The following is a 19,363-nucleotide window of genomic DNA, read 5'->3' as shown; positions in this document are numbered from 1 at the left end:
GCGTGGATGCCCGGGTCAAGCCCGGGCATGACGACGGATAGAGTGTCGCCATGACCGATACACTTGAAAATCCACGGATGAGCACAGCTGCGGGGACAGCCGCCCCGCTGCTCTCCGTGCGCAACATCGAGGTCGTCTATGACGACGTCATCCTGGTGCTGCGCGGGCTCAGCCTCGATGTGCCCCAGGGCGCAATCGTCGCGCTGCTCGGCGCCAATGGCGCCGGCAAGTCGACGACCTTGAAGGCGATCTCCGGCCTGCTCAAGACCGAGGACGGTGAGGTCACCCGCGGCGAGATCATGTTCGATGGGGCGCGCATCGACGGCATCGATCCGGAGAAGATCGTCCGCCGCGGTATCTTCCAGGTCATGGAAGGCCGGCGCATCGTCGCCGACATGACCTCGCTCGAAAACCTCAAGCTCGGCGCGTTCACCCGCTCGGACCGCGAGGTGAACAGCGACATCGAGATGGTGTACAACTATTTCCCGCGGCTGAAGGAGCGCACTGGCCTCGCCGGTTATCTCTCCGGCGGCGAGCAGCAGATGCTGGCGATCGGGCGCGCGCTGATGGCGCGGCCGAAGATGATCCTGATGGACGAGCCGTCGATGGGCCTGTCGCCGCTGCTGGTGAAAGAGGTGTTCGCGATCATCAAGGAGATCAACCGGGATCTCGGCGTCACCATCCTCCTGGTCGAGCAGAACGCGCGCGCGGCGCTGTCGGTCGCGAGCCACGGCTACATCATGGAGCAAGGCAAGGTGGTGCTCGACGGCACGGCGGACAGCTTGCGCGACAATGAGGATGTCAAGGAATTCTACCTCGGCGGCGCCGGCGACCAGCGCAAGAGTTTTAAGAACCTGAAGAGCTTCAAGCGGCGGAAGCGGTGGCTGTAGCTGTTTCTTCTCCCTCTCCCCGTTCTTACGGGGGCGCGACGAGCTTCGCTCGCGCTGTGAGGGTCGGGGTGAGGGGCAGCTCCGGGCACCGCGCCGCGGAGAGCCCCCCTCACCCGCATCGCATCTGACGATGCGATGCGACCTCTCCCCGCACGCGGGGAGAGGTGAAAGCGACACTGGGGACCTAACATGACCACCCACTACGACGCCCTCGAGACCCGTGATCCCACTGAGCGCGAGCAGGACCTCTTCGGCCGCCTGCCCGACGTGCTGCGCGCGGCGATGAAGGCGCCGGCCTATGCGGCGCTGCTGCAGGGCATTGATCCGCAGGACATCGCGAACCGCGCTGCGCTGGCGCAGCTGCCAGTGCTGCGCAAGTCGGAGCTGCCGGCGCTGCATAAGGCCGCGCCGCCGTTCGGTGGCTTCGTCGCGCAATCGCCCGGCGCGTTCTCGCGGCTGTTCACCTCGCCCGGCCCGATCTTCGAACCGGAGGCGGCGCACGCTGATCCCTGGCGCGGCGCGCGCGCGCTGTTCGCGGCCGGCTTTCATTGCGGCGACGTGGTGCTCAACACCTTCAGCTATCACCTGACGCCCGGTGGCTTCATCTTCGACACCTCGGCGCGTGCGCTGGGCTGCGCGGTGATCCCGGCAGGTCCAGGCAGTACCGAGGCGCAGTTCGAGCTGATCGAGGCGTATCGGCCGATCGGCTACAGCGGCACGCCGGACTTCCTCAAGATCCTGCTCGACGGCGCCGCCAGCGCCGGCCGCGACATCTCCTCGCTCAAGCGCGCGCTGGTGTCGGGCGCGGCGTTCCCGCCGTCATTGCAGGCCGAGATCAAGGCGCGCGGCATCGATGCCTACCAGGCCTTCGGCACCGCCGATCTCGGCATCATCGCCTATGAGACGTCAGCGCGTGAGGGCATGGTGGTGAACGAGGACCTGATCTTCGAGATCGTCCGCCCCGGCACCGGTGATCCCGTGGCGGAAGGCGACGTTGGCGAAATCGTCGTCACCTCGCTGGATCCGCATCACCCTTGGATTCGCCTGGCGCTCGGCGACCTCACCGCCGCCCTGCCCGGCTTCAGCGCCTGCGGCCGCACCAACATGCGCATCAAGGGCTGGATGGGCCGCGCCGACCAGACCACCAAGATCAAAGGCATGTTCGTGCGCCCCGAACAGGTCGCCGAGATCGGCAAGCGCCATCCCGAGCTCGGCCGCCTCCGCCTGGTCGTGACCCGCGCCGGCGAGACCGATGCGATGACGTTGAAGGCGGAATGCGCCTCGCCGGCAGACGGGTTGCAAGAGGCGCTCGCTGCCAGCCTGCGCAATGTCGCCAAGCTCGGCGGCAGCGTCGAGCTGGTTGCGCCGGGCACGCTGCCGAACGACGGCAAGGTGATATCAGACGAACGCTAAAGCCTGGTTCCTGCACGCGAGCTAAGCCCTGCGGCAACGGCATGAGCCGCGCCGTTCGCACGGCCATCGCGCAATTGTCGCCTCCCGCGCGCTCTCCTATACAGCCATGTCACGTTCTTCGGAGTGTATCCGCATGGCCTTCCCGCGCGCGTCCAAAGCCCTCTCCCGCTTCACGGTGCTCGATCTGACGCGGGTGCGCGCCGGCCCGACCTGCGCGCGGCAGTTCGCCGACTGGGGCGCCAACGTCATCAAGATCGACGCCATGATGGAGGACGGCGGCGAGGCGCTGGGCGGCCCGCGCCGCGGCTCCGACTTCCAGAACCTGCATCGCAACAAGCGCGCGATGACGCTCAATCTCAAGGACCCGAAGGGCGTCGACGTCTTCATGCGGCTCGCCAAGCAGGCCGACGTCGTCATCGAGAACTATCGTCCCGACGTGAAGACCAAGCTCGGCATCGACTACGAGGCCGTGCGCAAGGTCAATCCGCGCATCGTCTATGGCAGCATCTCCGGCTTCGGCCAGGACGGCCCCTACTCCAAGCGGCCGGGCTTCGACCAGATCGCGCAGGGCATGGGCGGGCTGATGTCGATCACCGGCGCCCCCGGCGAGGGCCCGATGCGCGCGGGCATTCCGATCGCCGATCTCTCCGCCGGCCTGTCCTGCGCGATGGGCATCCTCACCGCGCTGCTCGAGCGCGAGGTTTCCGGCGAGGGCCAGTGGGTGCAGACCTCGCTGCTGCAGGCGCAGATCTTCATGCTCGACTTCCAGGCCGCGCGCTGGCTGATGGAGAAGGAGGTCGCTCCGCAAGCGGGCAACAATCATCCGACGAGCATTCCGACCGGCGTGTTCATGACCTCCGACGGCTACATCAACATCGCCGCAACCGGCGGGCGGATCTGGGAACGGTTGTGCCAGACGCTCGGCGCGCCCGAATGGATCGACAATCCGGACTACGCGACCGCACCGGCGCGCTCGAAGAACCGCGACGCGCTCAATGCCGAGATCAACGCGCGTACCCTTTCCAAAACGAGCGAGCAGTGGGTCGCCGAGCTCAACGCCGCCGGCGTGCCCTGCGGGCCGATCTACGCGATCGATCAGATGTTCGAGGATCCGCAGGTGAAGCATCTCGGCATGGCCAAGCCCGTGCCGACTGAGGACGGCCGCGACATCACGCTAGTGGCGCAGCCTTTCACCTTGTCGCGCACGCCGAGCAGCATGGCGGCGCGGCCGCCGGAGTTCGGCGAGCAGACCGAGGAGATCCTCTCGGAATTCGGCTTCACTGACGGCGAGATCGCCGATCTCCGGCTGCATCGCGTGGTGTGAGCAGGTGCAATATGACCAGGCCGCGGCATCCCGCCGCTGTGGCCCAGATGTCACCACGTTGGAACTTCGACCTGGGCCGGATTGAGGCCAAGGCAAGACCGCGCTAATCTCTTCTCATCAGTTGACGCGGACCTGAGTATGGCCCGCGGGCGTGAGGAGTAGCGGGTCATGAGCGCATCCGAGTTGAACGAGTTTCTGTCGGCGATGGAGATGGTGCGCGATGTCAACGCGGCCGCTCTCACCAAGGACAGCGCTCTCCTGTTCGATGAGACAGTGCTCGACAACGACTCGGACTGGTACCACATGCCGGTCGAGGAGACCGTGAACTGATACGAAGCTGACGCGGCGTCACACGCGTCATCGCAATTGATCCCTTGAAGCCTTCGTTCGATCAGCCGGACGGAGGCTTTCGCTTTTCTGTTTCGCTGTAGGCGTCCCCCAGAGTCCAACGCAAAAAAAGCCCGACGCAAGCGCCGGGCAAGGGATCGTCTCGGGAGGAAACATCAGGGCGCGATGACCATCCCTAAGGCGTCACCACGCTGAGCAGGACGAAATCTGCCCATGAATGAAGCCTACCACCACCCTGCCTAAAAAGCTGTCATCGCAAAGACACAACTTCCGGAGAAGCGCCGAGCGCTTCGAACAACGGTCCGCCGCTGCGAAGCTGAGGCCTGAACGCGGCGGCCGTGCCAAGTTCGCTTGCGATCCGCGACATGGTCGTATGCCGGAAGCCGACGGTCCGCAACTTCTGGTGGTGCCAGGCAAGAGCCGCCCCCCTGCTCCTCTCGCATATGACGTTGCGCATCAGCAACAGAGCGAAACGAAGCAGGGCAATCCCGGATCCACCCAAAAAGTCACAGTACCGGTCTGCGCATTTTACCTGCACTTCGTCAGAGCCTATGCCTCGATCCGGGGCCTTTGAACGTGAGTTGTGCAAAGGACTGAAGTGCTGTTCGCGACCCAACTTCATTCCGCCCCCTTCAGTCGGCCGCAGCGCGCGCGGAGGTTCTGGCTGTCGGCAACGGCACTGGCGTCCTCGCTGCTGATGTCCAACGCCGCACTCGCGCAGGCGACCAGCGGCGGCTCAGGCGGCAGCATTTCCAGCACATTGACGAATGGCGGGACGAGTTCGGCCACCGGTGCCGGGAGCGATGGCGGCAACGCCACCTCCAACATCGGTGGGGGCGGCGGTGGCGCGGGTGTCACCGGCGGCTTTGGCGGGTCCGCTAACGCCGGAACAGTTGTGGGCGGTGCGGGCGGCGCGGCGCCAGGAGAAAGAGGAAATACCGGCGGATCGGGCGCCACCAGCAGCAGCGGCGGCGGCGGCGGGGGCGGCGCGCACGGCGCGCTCGTTACGACCAGCACCACAAATGCCGCAACCATCACCGGCGGCAACGGCGGCCGCGGCGGCACGACCACCGGCAATCATGGCGGTGGGGGCGGCGGCGCTGCCGGCTATGGCGTCGTCATCGATGGCAATGGCCTCACCTACAGCAACACCGGGACAGTCAGTGGCGGCCGAGGCGGCGACGGCGGCGTTTCGAGCGGACTCGCCGGCTATGGAGGTAATGGCGGCGACGGCGGCTACGGCGCCTTGCTGACCGGCACCAATGTGATGCTCACCAACGCCGGCACGATCGCAGGCGGCGACGGCGGAGATGGCGGCAACGCCACGACCAACAACGGGAGCAGCGCGGGCGGCAACGGAGGTTCGGGCGGCTCGGGCGTGATCTTCGCTGCCGGCGGCACGCTGGTGAACTCCGGCATCATTGCCGGCGGAAGTTCGGGCGGGCCAGGCTCGGGCCAGGGTGGGAGCGGCAGCGGTCAAATAGGCCTCGCCGGGGACGGCGTCCGCGGCAGCAATCTCGCGATCATCAACAGCGGGACGATTTCGGGCGGAAACGACGCCGGCGGCAATCTCTTTGGCAACGCCATCACCTTCACCGGCGGCAGCAACACGCTGGAGATCTGGGCGAGCTCGATCATCAACGGCAACGTGGTCGGCGCGGGCAGCGACACCTTCCGGCTCGGCGGCGCGGCCAACGGCACCTTCGACATCTCCAATATCGGCGGCTCGGCGCAATACCAGGGCTTCTCCAGCTTCGTGAAGACCGGCACCGGCACTTGGACCTTGACCGGCACTACGAGCGCCGTCACCCCGTGGGCAATCAACCAGGGCACGCTCGCGGTCTCTTCCGATGCCAATCTCGGCGCGGCCTCCGGCGGGCTCTCCTTCGGCGGCGGCACGCTACAAGTTCTCGTGGGCTTCAGTTCGGCCCGCAACATTACGCTCAACGCCGGCGGCGGCAGCTTCGACACCAACGGCAACAATGCCGCGCTCAGCGGCACGATCACCGGCAGCGGTGGGCTGACCAAGCTCGGCGCCGGTATCCTCACGCTGACCGGGGTCACCAGCTACGCCGGCGACACCTTCATCAGCGGCGGCACGTTGCAGACCGGCGCGTCCGGCGTTCTCTCGGTCGCCAGCAGCTACATGATCGCGAGCGGCGCGACTCTCGATATCGACGGTACCGGCCAGACCATCGGCGGCCTCAGCGGCAGCGGCAACGTGCTGCTCGGCAGCAACGGCTCGCTGGCGATCGGCGACAATGGCGGCGCCACCGTGTTCTCGGGCGCGATCTCGGGCAGCGGCACCTTCGTCAAGAGCGGCCCTGGTATTCTCACGCTCAGCGGCACCAACACATACACCGGGCCAACCATCGTCGATGGCGGCACGTTGCGGGCCGGTGCGGCCGGCGCCTTCGCCCCCCTGAGCTCCGTCGCGGTCGATAATGGCAGCACGCTTGATCTCAACGGCTTCAATCAGACCATCGCCTCGCTGACCGGCGGCGGCGCCGTGCTGCTCGGCGCGGGCACGCTGACCTCAGGCGGCGACAACTCGAACACGACCTACACCGGCACGATCTCCGGCAGCGGCGGCTTCACCAAGGTCGGCAGCGGTCGGATGACGCTCACCGGCACCAACAACTACAGCGGCACGACGATCATCAATGGCGGTGTGCTCGACGTCGAAGGCGCCATCACAAATACCTCCGGCGTGACCGTGAACTCCGGCGGCACGCTGATGGGCGCCGGTCTCGTCGATCCACCGATGACGGTGAGCATCAACAATGGCGGCACGCTGGCACCGGGCAACGGCAGCGCCGGCTCGTCGATGTCGATCGTCGGCAACCTCGCCTTCCAGTCTGGCGCATACTACATGGTACAGCTAAGTCCGACGACCGCCTCATTCGCGAGCGTCACCGGATCGGCCACCCTCGGCGGCGCAACTGTCAACGCCGTGTTCGGCGCCGGCGGCTATGTCGACAAGCGCTACACCATCCTGACCACCGGCAGCGGAATCTCGGGCAGCTTCGGCGCGGTGGTGAAGACCAACCTGCCCTCGGGCTTCAAGACCAGCCTGAGCTACGATGCCAACAACGTCTATCTCGACCTGATCCTCGCCTTCGCCCTGCCCGGCGGGCTCAACGGCAATCAGAAGGCGGTCGGCGATACGCTGTCGGCGTTCTTCGATCGCACCGGCGACATGCCGGTCGTGTTCGGCAAGCTCAATCAGGTCGGGCTGACTCAGGCATCCGGCGAGAGCGCCACCGGCGTGCAGCAGACCACCTTCATCGCCATGGGCCAGTTTGCCGGCCTGCTGACAGATCCGTTCGCACAACGCCAAGGCAGCGTCGCGATCAGCTATGCCGACACGTCGCGCAAGCGCACCGATGCTTTCGCGATGCTGCCCGACGAGCGGCCTGCGGATTTCGCGCAGCGCTGGAGCGTCTGGGCCGCCGGCTTCGGCGGCTCGCAATCGACCAGCGGCAGTGCAACCGTTGGCTCCAACGATACCACCAGCCGTATCGCCGGCACCGCGGTCGGCGCCGACTACCGGATCGCACCGCAGACCATCGCCGGCTTCGCGCTCGCAGGCGGCGGCACCAGCTTCAACGTCAATGGCCTCGGCTCGGGCCGCTCCGACCTTTTCCAGGCCGGCGTGTATCTGCATCACCATGTCGGCCCGAGCTATCTGCGCGCCGCGCTGGCCTATGGCTGGCAGGACGTCACGACCGATCGCACCGTAACGATCTCTGGCGCGGACCGGCTGCGCGCGAGCTATCAAGCCAACGCCTGGACCGGCCGTATTGAAGGCGGCACGCGCCTGGTCGCGCCACTTGGCGGCATCGGCATCACGCCTTATGTCGCCGCGCAAGTGACGAGCCTGCGTCTGCCGGCTTATGTCGAACAGGCATCCGCTGGTGCCACGACGTTCGCCCTGGCCTACGCTGGCAAAACTGTCACCGACACACGCACCGAACTCGGCCTGCGGACGGACAAGTCCTATGCGCTGGCGGATGGCGCTCTCACCTTGCGCGGTCGCCTCGCCTGGGCGCACGACTTCAATCCCGAGCGCTCGACGGCCGCCACGTTCCAGACGCTGCCGGGCGCAAGCTTCGTCGTCAACGGCGCGGCGCAGGCTCACGACTCTGCGCTGACGACGACGTCAATCGAGATGAACTGGCTGAACGGCTGGAGCGCGTTGGCGACGTTCGAGAGCGAAATCTCGAACGTGACGCGGTCGTATGCCGGCAAGGGGACGGTACGTTACGCGTGGTGAGCGCTGGTGGGCGATCACCTCCGCCGCGGCCGTCCTTCGAGACGCCCGCCAAGGGGCGGGCTCCTCAGGACGAGGATCGAGGTACGCGGCAAAAAACTAAACCCTCATGGTGAGGAGTGCCGCGCCCCCGGCGAAACCGGCTTACCACCAGGGTCTCGCGCGGCGCGTCTCGAACCATGAGGCCGGAGACGCCGCCGCCTCTTCCCTACGCCTCGACCTTCGCCGCCGGCGGGGTCGACTTGCCGAAGCTCGCAACCAGCCGGTCGATCAGCGGCCAGAACAGAAGCACGATCGCGAGCGTCGTGATGGTGCCGACCAGGCCGTTCGCCCAGAACACCTTCATGTTGCCGCCGGAGATGATCATCGACTGACGGAAGGCGTCCTCGGCGCGGCTGCCGAGCACCAGCGCGAGCGTGAACGGCGCCAGCGGGATCTTGATCTTCTTGAAGACGTAGCCGACGACGCCGAAGCCGAGCATCAGCCAGACGTCGAACATCGCGTTCTGGATCGCGTAGGCACCGATGGCGCAAGACACCACGATCATCGGCGCGACAGCGGCGAACGGCACGCGTAGGATCGAGGCGAAGATCGGCACGGTCGAGAGCACCAGCACGAGGCCGACGACGTTGCCGAGATACATCGAGGCGATCAAGCCCCAGACGAAATCCTTGTGCTCGACGAACAGCAGCGGCCCGGGATTGAGGCCCCACACCATCAGGCCGCCGAGCAGGATCGCCGCGGTGCCCGACCCGGGAATGCCGAGCGCGAGCATCGGCAGCAGCGCCGCGGTGCCCGAGGCATGCGCGGCCGTCTCAGGCGCGAACACGCCCTCGATCCGGCCCTTGCCAAAGCTGTCCTGGTCCTTGGAGAAGCGCTTGGCGAGATTGTAGCCCATGAAGGAGGCCGCGATCGCGCCGCCCGGCGTGATGCCGAGCCAGCAGCCGATCACCGAGGAGCGCAGCAGCGTCATCCAATATTTCGGCAGGTCCTTCCAGACCGCGAGCACCGTGCGCAGCGAGATCGATGCGGCGTGGCCGCGCAGCGCGAGGCGCTCCTCCATCGTCAGCAGGATCTCGCTGATGCCGAACAGTCCGATCACGGCGACCAGGAAGTTGATGCCGCGCAAGAGATCAGTCGAGCCGAAGGTCATGCGCAGCTGACCCGAGACGGTGTCCATGCCGACGCCGGCGAGCAGCAGGCCGAGCGCCATCGCGATGACCGTCTTGTGCTTGTCCTCGCGCCCGAGGCCGACGAAGGAGCAGAAGGTCAGCAGATACACCGCGAAGAACTCGGGCGGTCCGAATTTCAGCGCGAAGGACGAGATCCAGGGCGCCAGGAAGGTGATCAGCAGCACCGCGACCAGCGAGCCGATGAAGGACGAGGTGAAGGCCGCCGTCAGCGCCTCCGCCGCCTTGCCCTGCTGCGCCATCGGGTAGCCGTCGAAGGTGGTCGCCACCGACCAGGCCTCGCCGGGAATGTTGAACAGGATCGAGGTGATCGCGCCGCCGAACAGCGCACCCCAATAGATGCAGGACAGCATCACGATGGCCGAGGTCGGGTCCATCGAGAAGGTCAGCGGCAGCAGGATGGCGACGCCGTTCGGGCCGCCGAGCCCCGGCAGCACGCCGACGAAGACGCCGAGCACGAGCCCGACCATCATCAAAAGCAGCGTCTTCCAGGTCAGGAGGACCGCAAACCCGTGCAGGAGGAGACCCAAGGCTTCCATGATTTCAATCCAACTGTTTCCTCGTCATTGCGAGCAGCGACGTGTCCGCCGAAGCCCACCGGGCGTAGGCGGAAGCAATCCAGAGTCGAGTGCGCAGCCCTGGATTGCTTCGTCGCTTCGCTCCTCGCAATGACGGGAGAGAGACCGGTGTTAGTACCCGAACGCCGCTTCGAGCGGTCCCTTGGGCATGAGCACGTCGAAGACGATATCGAAGGTCACGAACATCACGGCGCTGAACAGGAACGCCGTGAGCAGCGATTTCCAGATCGCGATCTTGCCGACGATCCGCATGAAGCCTGCGATCAACAGGAAGCTCGCGACGTAGATGCCGAGGAGCTGCATGGCGATGCAGAACAGCAGCGTCGGCACGAACACCGCCATCACGCGGCGCAACTGCGCCCGCGTGACGAAGGTCTCGGCCGCCTCCTTGCTCGACAGGAACGCCGCGCCGATGCCGTAGAGGCTGGCGCCGCCGAGGATCACCGAGAGATAGAACGGGAAATAGCCCGGCTCGGGACCGGTCGAGTCCCAGGACGCGCCGGTCCGCCAATTGTCCCAGGCGAGCAAGACGGCCAGCGCGAGCAGCAGCAGCGACACGCCGACGTCGACGGCGCGGTTGGAGGTGACGGGCGGAGAATCCTCCTCCGGGGCGGTGGGATCGTCGACCGCGATCTCGAGCTCAGCGTTGGACATCGCTCCTACTCCATCTGTCCCGAACTACTTCGCGACGAAGCCGGCTTCGGTCATCAGCTGCTTGTTGAGCGAGCCGTCCTCTTCGAGAAACTGGACCATGTCCTTGCCGGTGAGGAAGATCGGCTTGAGCGCCTGCTTCTCCATGTAGTCCTTATACTCCGGCGTCTGCACCAGCTTGCTGAACAGGTCGACATAGAACTCCTGCTGCTCCTGCGTCACCTTGCCAGGCAGGAACATGCCCCGCAGCATCAGATATTGCACGTCGAGACCCTGCTCCTTGCAGGTCGGGATGTCGTTCCAGGACTGCGTCTCCGTGACCTTGGTGGTGTAGGAGATGCGCTCCTTGTCGAACACGCAGAGCGGACGCACCTGACCGGCGCGCCAGACTTCGAGATTCTCGGAAGGATTGTTGACGTTGGCCTCGGTGTGTCCGCCGACGAGCTGCGTCGCGGCCTCGCCGCCCGACTTGTAGGGCAGATAGGAGAACTTGGCGCCGGTCTTCTTCTCCAGGAACACGGTGAGCACGTGATCCTCGCGCTTCGAGCCGGTGCCGCCGAGCTTGAACGGCGAGCTCGACGCCTTGGCGGCGTCGATGAATTCCTTGACCGTCTTCGGGCCGTTGATGTTGTCCCACAGCACGAACTGGTCGAGCGCGATCACCGCGACCGGCGACAACTCATGCCAGTCGAACGGCAGCTTCGCCGACAGCGGCAGCATGTAGATCAGCGAATAGGCGATCAGCACCTTGTTCGCATCGCCGTCGCTGGACTTCATGTACATCAGCGCTTCGGCTCCGGACGCGCCGCCCTTCAGCGACACGACGACAGGCTGCTTCAGCAGGTTGTTCTTCTGGATCGCGGCCTGCATCATGCGGGCCATCTGGTCGGAGGCGCCGCCGGCGCCCGCGGCCACGACGATCTCGACCGGCTTGGTCGGCTCCCAGCCGGCAAAGGCCGGCGCGCTAGCGAAAAGAGCCACCGTGGTGGCCGCGATCTTGATCAGGTTACGCACGTGTTTTCATCCCCGTTCAAAGCGCCGGCTTGTATCCTACCAGGATACTGCTGGCTTATTGTGGTCAGTTCAAGAACACAAGCGTGATGCGGCCTCATCATGTCGGCATAAGGTCGCAAGGCCGGCATCGGACTACTTGCCCTTCCAGTTCGGCGTCCGCTTGTTCAGGAAGGCGTCCATGCCCTCGCGGAAATCCTCGCTCATGTAAGCGCGCAGGATCAGGTCCTCGCCCTCGTCGCGCGACAAGGTGCGGCGGATGCGGCGCACCGCCTCCTTGGTCACTTCGAGCGTGATCGGCGCATGCGAGGCGACGAGCTTCGCCGTCTCCAGCGCGCGGGCCTGCAGCGTGTCGACATCCGGCACGATCTCGTTGAGCAGGCCGAGCGCGAGCGCCTCGGGCGCTTCCACCAGACGAGCCTTGAAGATCAGATCCTTGGTGCGCGCAGGCCCGATCAGGGACACGACGCGCGAGATGTTTGACATGGACAGGCAATTGCCGAGCGTGCGCGCGATCGGAAAACCGATGCGTGTGGTCTCGGTGCCGATGCGGATGTCGCAGCAGGCGGCGATGCCGGCGCCCCCACCGGTGCAGGCGCCCGCGATGGCCGCAATCACAGGCACGCGGCAAAGCTCGAGCGTGCCGAGCACGCGGTCGATCCGCGCCTCGTAGTCGAGCGCATCCTGCGCGGTCTTGAAGGCGCGGAACTGGGAGATGTCGGTGCCGGAGGCGAAGGCCTTGTCGCCCGCCCCGGTCAGGATCAGCGCCTTGATCGACCGGTCGGCGTTGATGGCCTCGCAGATCGAGGCCATCTGGTCGTACATCGCGAAGGTCATCGCGTTGCGCGCCTGCGGCCGGTTGAAGGTGATCTTGGCGATGCCGTCGTCGACGGCATAGATGAGATCGTCGGAGCCGCTCGCAGGCGCGTTCATCAGGCCACCTTCGGAATCGGCGCGGCTTCGCGCGCCTTGAGGACTTCCATCGCCGCGAGCACGCCACCGGCGCGATGCGGCACATTGGCGAGCGCAAGGCCCATCTCGACGCCGGACAGCGTCCCCATCAGCATCAGGTCGTTGAAATGACCGATGTGGCCGATGCGGAACACCTTGCCCTTGATCTTGTTCAGGCCGGTGCCGAGCGACATGTCGAAGTTGTCCAGCACCGTCTTGCGGAACGCATCCGCGTCATGGCCCTCGGGCATGACGACGCCGGTGAGCGCCGGTGAATGCGCCTGCGCATCCTGGCACTGCGTGTCGAGGCCCCAGGCCTTCACCGCCGCGCGCGTCGCGAGGCTGTGGCGGCGATGGCGCGCGAACACGTTCTCGTGGCCCTCCTCCTCCAGCATCTTCAGTGCCTCGTTGAGGCCCATCAGCAGATTGCAGGCCGGCGTATAGGGGAAGGTGCCGAGCTTGTTGAAATTGATGATCTCCTGCCAGTCCCAATAGGAGCGCATGCCGGGATTGGCCTTGGCCACCGCGAGCGCCTTCTCGGAGACGGCGTTGAAGCCGAGGCCCGGCGGCAGCATCAGACCCTTCTGCGAGCCGGCGACGGAGACGTCGATGCCCCAGGCGTCGTGCTCATACTCCATCGAGCCGAGGCCCGAGATGGTGTCGACCATCAGCAGCGCCGGATGACCGGCGCGGTCGAGCGCCTTGCGCACCTCCAGCGGCAGCGTAACGCAGCCGGTCGAAGTCTCGTTGTGCACGATGCACACGGCCTTGATCTTGTGCGCCTTGTCGTCATTGAGCCGCTGCTCGATCGCGGCGATGTCGGCGCCGTGACGCCAGTCGCCCGCAACGAAGTCGACGTCGAGCTTGAACTTGTCGGCGATGCCCTTCCAGAGCACCGCGAACTGGCCGGTCTCGGCCATCAGCACCTTGTCGCCGGGGGCGAGCGTGTTGACGATCGCAGCTTCCCACGCGCCGGTGCCGGACGATGGATAGATGACCACGGGCTGCTTGGTACGGAAGATCCGTTGTGATGCTGCGAGCACGGCAAAGCCGAGCTCGGCGAACTCCGGACCGCGATGGTCCAACGTCGGCATGTCCATCGCGCGCAGCACGCGGTCGGGCACGTTGGTCGGCCCCGGAATCTGAAGAAAATGCCGTCCTGTGTGCACAGTCATTGGCGTCCATCCCCGGTCATTTGGTTGGTGCGCGGACGTGGCATGCCACGCGCTCGTCGCGCTTTTCTCCCGCCAGACCGCTGGCGTCAACACAGAAGACGCAAGCACCGATCGATTCGGGCTGACATCCCTCAGATGCACACGTGATCCTCTCTTCTGTGCAGTGCGGCACCAGCCGATCCGGCGGCCGGCCGCACGCGATTTCGCCTCATTTCACAACTGCGAGATGCCGCGGCGCATTGCCGGGCAGCGGCTGCTCCAGCAGCGCCATCGCGGCATCGACGCCACCACTACGGTGCGGCACGCCGGCGACTCGAAGCCCCATCTCGACACCGCTCAGCGCCGCCATCAGGGTCAGCTCGTTGCACTCGCCGAGATGGCCGATGCGGAACACCTTGCCGGCGACCTTCGACAGCCCCGATCCGAGCGACATGTTGAAATTGTCCAGCACGACCTGGCGGAACGCATCGGCATCGTGGCCGGGCGGCATCAGCACGGCCGTCAGCACCGGCGAGTAATCCCTCGGCTCCTGGCACAGCACCTCCAGGCCCCAATGCTCCACCGCCGCGCGCGTCGCCGCCGCGAGCTTGAGGTGGCGCGCGAACACCTGATCGAGCCCCTCCTCGAGCAGCATCGCGATAGCCTCGCGCAGGCCATAAAGCAGGTTCGTCGCCGGCGTGTAGGGGAAGAAGCCATTCGCGTTTAGCTTCAGCATGTCCTCCCAGTCCCAGAACGAGCGCGGCATCTTGTTGGTCTTCGCGACCGCCCGCGCCTTGTCCGAGACGGCGTTGAAGCCGAGCCCCGGCGGCAGCATGAAGCCCTTCTGCGAGCACGACACGGCGACGTCGACCTTCCACTCGTCGAAGCGGAAGTCGGCCGAGGCAAGACCGGAGATGGTGTCGACCATCAGCAGCGCCGGATGCTTGGCGCGATCGATCGCGGCACGCACCTCGCCGATGCGGCTGGTCGCCCCGGTCGAGGTCTCGTTGTGCACGACCATGACGGCCTTGAGCTGATGCGCGGTATCGGCCGCGAGCTTCTCTTCGATGACCGCGGCATCGACGCCACGCCGCCAGTCGCCGGGGATGAAATCGACCTCGATGCCCCAGCGGGCCGCCATCTGCCGCCACAGCGTGGCGAAGTGGCCGGTCTCGACCATCAGCACCTTGTCGCCGGGCGACAGCGTGTTGACGATCGCAGCCTCCCAGGCGCCCGTGCCGGAGGACGGATAGATGATGACCGGGCTCGTGGTCTTGAAGATCTTCTGCGAGCCGCTGAGCACGGCCTTGCCGAGCTCGGCGAACTCGGCGCTGCGGTGATCGATCACCGGCATGTCCATCGCCCGCAGCACACGCTCGGGCACGGGGCTCGGGCCCGGAATATGCAGGAAATGACGGCCTTGGTGACGGGTCACGGCAGAGCTCCAGGGAACAGCGGCATTCTGACACCCATGATTGCATGCAATCTGTAGGATAACAAGAGACCTGCGAATGCATTTCTGCAATCGACCCCATCTGTAACTACCGCTACAATGGGCGAGCATGAGTTCCACGATTCCAGATATTGAAACTGCCGTTTTGGGCGAGCCGAGCGGCCGCGTCCCTTCCGCGCGCGACGAGACCTCGCTGCATGAGGAGATCCTGGCGCGGCTCCGCGACTATATTGTCGAGGGTCACGTCGCCGATGGCGGCCGGCTGTCGGAGCGACAGCTCTGCGAAATGCTAGGGGTCTCCCGCACCCCCTTGCGCGAAGCTCTCAAGGTCCTGGCCGCGGAAGGATTGGTGGAGCTGCTGCCCAATCGCGGTGCCCGGGTGCGCCCGCTGAGCGCAGCCGACATCCAGGAATTGTTCGACCTAATGGGCGGCCTGGAGGGCCTCGCCGGCCGCCTCGCCTGCGAGAAGATCTCGGATGAAGAGATCGCGAAGATCGAGCAATATCATCACGATATGTACGGCTTTTACATGCGACAGGACATGCAGGGCTATTTCCGCATGAACCAGCTCATCCACCGCGCGATCGTCGATGCCGCCGCCAACGCCACCCTTCACGCGAGCTATGAGAGCCTCGCAGGACGGATCCGGCGGGTGCGCTTCTCTGCCAACTTCGCCCGCAAGCGCGAGCGCTGGAGCGAGGCCATGCGCGAGCACGAGCAGATCCTCGACGCGCTGCGCCGGCGGGCCGGCAGCGAGCTGTCGGACATCCTGTTCCAGCACCTGCGCAACAAGGGCTCGGCGGCGATCGCCTATTTCGCCGAGGACCAGGCCACGGCGGGCAATTCATCGGCAGGCTAGACTAAAGTCGAGATCAGCCCGACAAAATTGCATGCAATCCGGTTGACGCTGTTCCGGAAATGATTGACACCGGGCCAAGGCCCGGCGAACTGCGACGCGACCAGGGCTGATCAGGGATCCTCATGCCGAACGCCAAAGCCGGTCCGTCCAGGCTCGAACAGAAGCTCCGTGCCGAGATCACGGGCGACGTCTTCTTCGATCGCTTCAACCGCGGCCGCTACGCCACCGACGCCTCGTTCTACCAGGTGATCCCGGCGGGCGTGGTCGTGCCACGCACCATGGACGAGGCGCTGCGGGCGCTGGCGATCGCCCGTGACGACGGCCGCATCGTCACCCCGCGCGGCGGCGGCACCTCGCAATGCGGGCAGACGGTCAACGAAGGCATCGTCGTCGACGTCTCCAAGCACCTGAACCGGATCGTCTCACTTGACGTCGAGGGCCGCACCTGCGTGGTCGAGCCGGGCATCGTGCTGGATGACCTCAACCGCCAGCTCAAGAAACACGGGCTGTGGTTTCCGGTCGACGTCTCCACCGCCTCGCGCGCCACGATCGGCGGCATGGCCGGCAACAATTCCTGCGGCGGCCGCTCGCTGCGCTATGGCACGATGCGCGACAACACCATCGCGATCGATGCCGCGCTCGCCGACGGCACGCTGGCGCGTTTCGGTGAGGTGCCGCGTGATCTTGCTGACATCAGCGCACCGGAGAGCGCCCGCGCGCTGTTCCGCGACATGCTCGCGCTTGGCGAGCGCGAGGCCGCGGAGATCGCCGACAAATTCCCACAAGTGCAGCGCCGGGTCGGCGGCTACAATCTCGACGCGCTGACGCCGCGCAACGCGGCCAACAACCTCGCCCACCTGCTGGTCGGCTCGGAGGGCACCCTCGCCTTCTCCACCCGCATCGAGCTGAAGCTGTGGCCGCTGATCCGCACCAAGGTGCTCGGCGTCTGCCATTTCGGCAGCTTCTACCAGGCAATGGACGCAGCCCAGCACCTGGTCAAGCTGAAGCCGATCGCCGTCGAGTTGGTCGACCGCACCATGATCGGCCTCGGCCGGGACATCGCGATGTTCCAGCCGGTGATTGCGGCCGCCGTGCGCGGCGATCCCGACGCGATCCTGGTGGTGGAGTTCGCCGAGGAGACGAAGGATGAGAACCTCGCCAAGCTGAAGCGGCTCGGTGAGCTGATGGGCGATCTCGGCTTCTCCTGGAGCAATGACGTCATCAAATGGGGCGGTGTCGTCGAGATCACCGAGCCCGCGCTGCAGACCGCTGTGGCCGACTTCCGCGCGGCCGGCCTCAACGTGATGATGTCGATGAAGGAGGCCGGCAAGCCGGTGTCGTTCGTCGAGGACTGCGCCGTCCCGCTGCCGCATCTCGCCGACTACACCGCACGGCTCAACGACGTCTTTGCCAAGCACGGCACCCGCGGCACGATGTATGCGCACGCCTCCGAAGGTTGCCTGCATGTGCGTCCCGTGCTGAACTTGAAGCTGGAGAAGGACGTCAAGGCGATGCGCGCCATCGCCGAGGAAGCGTTCGCCATGGTGCGCGAGTACAAGGGCTCGCATTCCGGCGAGCATGGCGACGGCATCGTGCGCTCGGAATTTCACGAGCAGATGTTCGGCCCTCGCATCGTCGCCGACTTCAAGGAGGTGAAGCAGCGCTTCGATCCCGGCAACGTCCTCAATCCCGGCCGCATCGTCGATCCTCCCAAGATGGACGACCGCTCGCTGTTTCGCTATCCGCCGGACTATCGCGTCGACGACATCAAGCCCGTGCTCGACTGGTCGGCCTATCCCGGCGCCGCGGGCGGTTTCCAGGGCGCGGTCGAGATGTGCAACAACAACGGCGCCTGCCGCAAGCTCGACGGCGGCGTGATGTGCCCGTCCTACCGCGCCACCCGCGACGAAAAGGATGTCACCCGCGGCCGCGCCAACACCTTGCGACTCGCGATCTCAGGCCAGCTCGGCCCCGGCGCATTGTCCTCGGACGAGATGATGGAGACGCTGAAGCTCTGCGTCTCCTGCAAGGCCTGCCGCCGCGAGTGCCCGACTGGCGTCGACATGGCCAAAATGAAGATCGAGGTACTGGCGGCGCGAGCCACCACGCATGGCCTCACCTTGCGCGATCGCCTGGTCGCCTACCTGCCGCGCTACGCTGATCTCGCCGCCCGCTTCGCGCCGCTGGTGAACCTACGCAACCATGTCGCGCCGTTGCGCACGCTGATGGAGCGCATCGCCGGCATCAGCGCCAAGCGAAAGCTGCCGGCATTCCGCACCGATACCTTCCGCGTCGATGCCGAGGCGTTCGGCCCAGAGCGCGGCCGCGAGGTCGTGCTGTTCGGCGACACCTTCAACCGCATCTATGAGCACGAGAATCTCGACGCTGCGCTGCGCGTACTCATCGCTGGCGGCTATCGCGTCTATGTGCCCAAGCCGGCCGATGGCGGCCGCGCGCTGTGCTGTGGCCGCACGTTCCTCTCCGCCGGCCTTGTCGACGAGGCCAAGTCCGAGCTGCAGCGCCTGGTCGATACGTACGCGCCATTCGCCTCGCGCGGCGTGCCGATCATCGGGCTGGAGCCGAGCTGCCTCCTGACCTTGCGCGACGAGCTGCTGTCGCTGCGCAACGACACCACAGCCAAGACGATCAGCGCCCATGCGCTGCTGCTGGAGGAGTTCCTGGCGCGCGAGGCCGAGAGCGGCCGGCTCGCGCTGCCGCTCGGGCCCCTGCCCGGCAAGGCGCTGTTGCACGGCCATTGCCACCAAAAGTCCTTCGCCGCGTTCAAGCCGGTCGAGCAGGTGCTGCGGCTCATCCCCGAGCTCGCGGTCGAGACGATCGAGTCCTCGTGCTGCGGCATGGCGGGCGCGTTCGGCTATGGCGCCGAGACCTACGACGTCTCGCTGCAGATGGCGGAGGCATCACTGTTGCCTGCCGTCCGCAAGGCCGACAGCACGACCTTCATCGTCGCCGACGGCACCTCCTGCCGCCACCAGATCCAGGACGGCACCACCCGCGCCGCCATCCACGCCGCGCAACTCCTGGCGATGAGTTTGGAGCGAGGGCGCGCCGCTATGTAGTTCGAAAATGATGAGGAAGCATGAACCCCACACCGCTGTACTTGAACGCGAGAAGACGCGTGCGGTGCCAATGAATGCGCCCTCTCCCCTTGCGGGAGAGGGCATGTACGAAAGAGCAACAAGCTCGGTCGGGTGAGGGGTATGTCTCCACGAGCGCAACTTGCCGAGAGATACCCCTCACCCGATCGCGT

The 19,363-nt window shown here is 66.0% G+C and carries 14 protein-coding genes; 8 read left to right on the top strand and 6 right to left on the bottom strand.

Features of this window, described 5'->3' with window-relative positions:
- Positions 1-50 precede the first annotated feature (50 nt).
- From ACVILH_RS16845 to ACVILH_RS16820, 6 genes are all read left to right on the top strand, one after another.
- Complete coding sequence (locus ACVILH_RS16845; RefSeq protein WP_456713884.1) at positions 51-890, top strand: ABC transporter ATP-binding protein; 840 nt, start codon at positions 51-53, stop codon at positions 888-890.
- 189 nt (positions 891-1,079) lie between these two features.
- The gene (locus ACVILH_RS16840; RefSeq protein ID WP_456713883.1) at positions 1,080-2,303 is read left to right on the top strand and encodes a phenylacetate--CoA ligase family protein; all 1,224 of its coding nucleotides are present in this window, start codon (positions 1,080-1,082) and stop codon (positions 2,301-2,303) included.
- A 133-nt stretch (positions 2,304-2,436) separates the two neighbouring features.
- On the top strand, positions 2,437-3,627 hold the full coding sequence (locus ACVILH_RS16835; protein WP_456713882.1) for a CaiB/BaiF CoA transferase family protein: 1,191 nt from the start codon (positions 2,437-2,439) through the stop codon (positions 3,625-3,627).
- Positions 3,628-3,795: 168 nt separating this feature from the next.
- Positions 3,796-3,957, top strand: coding sequence for a hypothetical protein (locus ACVILH_RS16830; RefSeq protein ID WP_456713881.1), 162 nt, complete (start codon positions 3,796-3,798; stop codon positions 3,955-3,957).
- A 235-nt stretch (positions 3,958-4,192) separates the two neighbouring features.
- Positions 4,193-4,549 (top strand): hypothetical protein, encoded by a 357-nt coding sequence (locus tag ACVILH_RS16825; RefSeq protein WP_456713880.1) that lies wholly within the window; start codon positions 4,193-4,195, stop codon positions 4,547-4,549.
- Positions 4,550-4,672: 123 nt separating this feature from the next.
- Complete coding sequence (locus tag ACVILH_RS16820) at positions 4,673-8,251, top strand: autotransporter outer membrane beta-barrel domain-containing protein (RefSeq protein ID WP_456713879.1); 3,579 nt, start codon at positions 4,673-4,675, stop codon at positions 8,249-8,251.
- A 205-nt stretch (positions 8,252-8,456) separates the two neighbouring features.
- Here ACVILH_RS16820 and ACVILH_RS16815 read toward each other — a convergent pair whose 3' ends face one another.
- From ACVILH_RS16815 to ACVILH_RS16790, 6 genes are all read right to left on the bottom strand, one after another.
- Entirely contained in the window at positions 8,457-9,977 is a 1,521-nt protein-coding gene (locus ACVILH_RS16815; protein ID WP_456713878.1) for a tripartite tricarboxylate transporter permease, read from the bottom strand.
- Positions 9,978-10,127: 150 nt separating this feature from the next.
- Positions 10,128-10,670 (bottom strand): tripartite tricarboxylate transporter TctB family protein, encoded by a 543-nt coding sequence (locus tag ACVILH_RS16810; protein WP_456713877.1) that lies wholly within the window; start codon positions 10,668-10,670, stop codon positions 10,128-10,130.
- Positions 10,671-10,694: 24 nt separating this feature from the next.
- A complete protein-coding gene (locus ACVILH_RS16805) occupies positions 10,695-11,681 on the bottom strand; it encodes a Bug family tripartite tricarboxylate transporter substrate binding protein (RefSeq protein WP_456713876.1) in 987 nt (328 codons plus the stop codon).
- A 132-nt stretch (positions 11,682-11,813) separates the two neighbouring features.
- Positions 11,814-12,611, bottom strand: coding sequence for an enoyl-CoA hydratase/isomerase family protein (locus ACVILH_RS16800; protein WP_434859415.1), 798 nt, complete (start codon positions 12,609-12,611; stop codon positions 11,814-11,816).
- On the bottom strand, positions 12,611-13,804 hold the full coding sequence (locus ACVILH_RS16795) for a pyridoxal-phosphate-dependent aminotransferase family protein (protein WP_456713875.1): 1,194 nt from the start codon (positions 13,802-13,804) through the stop codon (positions 12,611-12,613). Before ACVILH_RS16795 ends, ACVILH_RS16800 begins: the two co-directional genes overlap by 1 nt.
- A 208-nt stretch (positions 13,805-14,012) precedes the next feature.
- A complete protein-coding gene (locus tag ACVILH_RS16790; protein WP_456713874.1) occupies positions 14,013-15,218 on the bottom strand; it encodes a pyridoxal-phosphate-dependent aminotransferase family protein in 1,206 nt (401 codons plus the stop codon).
- 127 nt (positions 15,219-15,345) lie between these two features.
- Between ACVILH_RS16790 and ACVILH_RS16785 the strand changes: the two genes are divergently transcribed.
- The gene (locus ACVILH_RS16785; RefSeq protein WP_456713873.1) at positions 15,346-16,095 is read left to right on the top strand and encodes a GntR family transcriptional regulator; all 750 of its coding nucleotides are present in this window, start codon (positions 15,346-15,348) and stop codon (positions 16,093-16,095) included.
- 122 nt (positions 16,096-16,217) lie between these two features.
- The gene (locus ACVILH_RS16780) at positions 16,218-19,172 is read left to right on the top strand and encodes an FAD-binding and (Fe-S)-binding domain-containing protein (protein WP_456713872.1); all 2,955 of its coding nucleotides are present in this window, start codon (positions 16,218-16,220) and stop codon (positions 19,170-19,172) included.
- The last annotated feature ends 191 nt before the right edge of the window (positions 19,173-19,363 follow it).

The organism is Bradyrhizobium sp. USDA 4353, from assembly GCF_054063215.1.
Note: the sequence above shows the minus strand (reverse complement) of the source record. Positions and strands in the feature narration are given on the sequence as shown.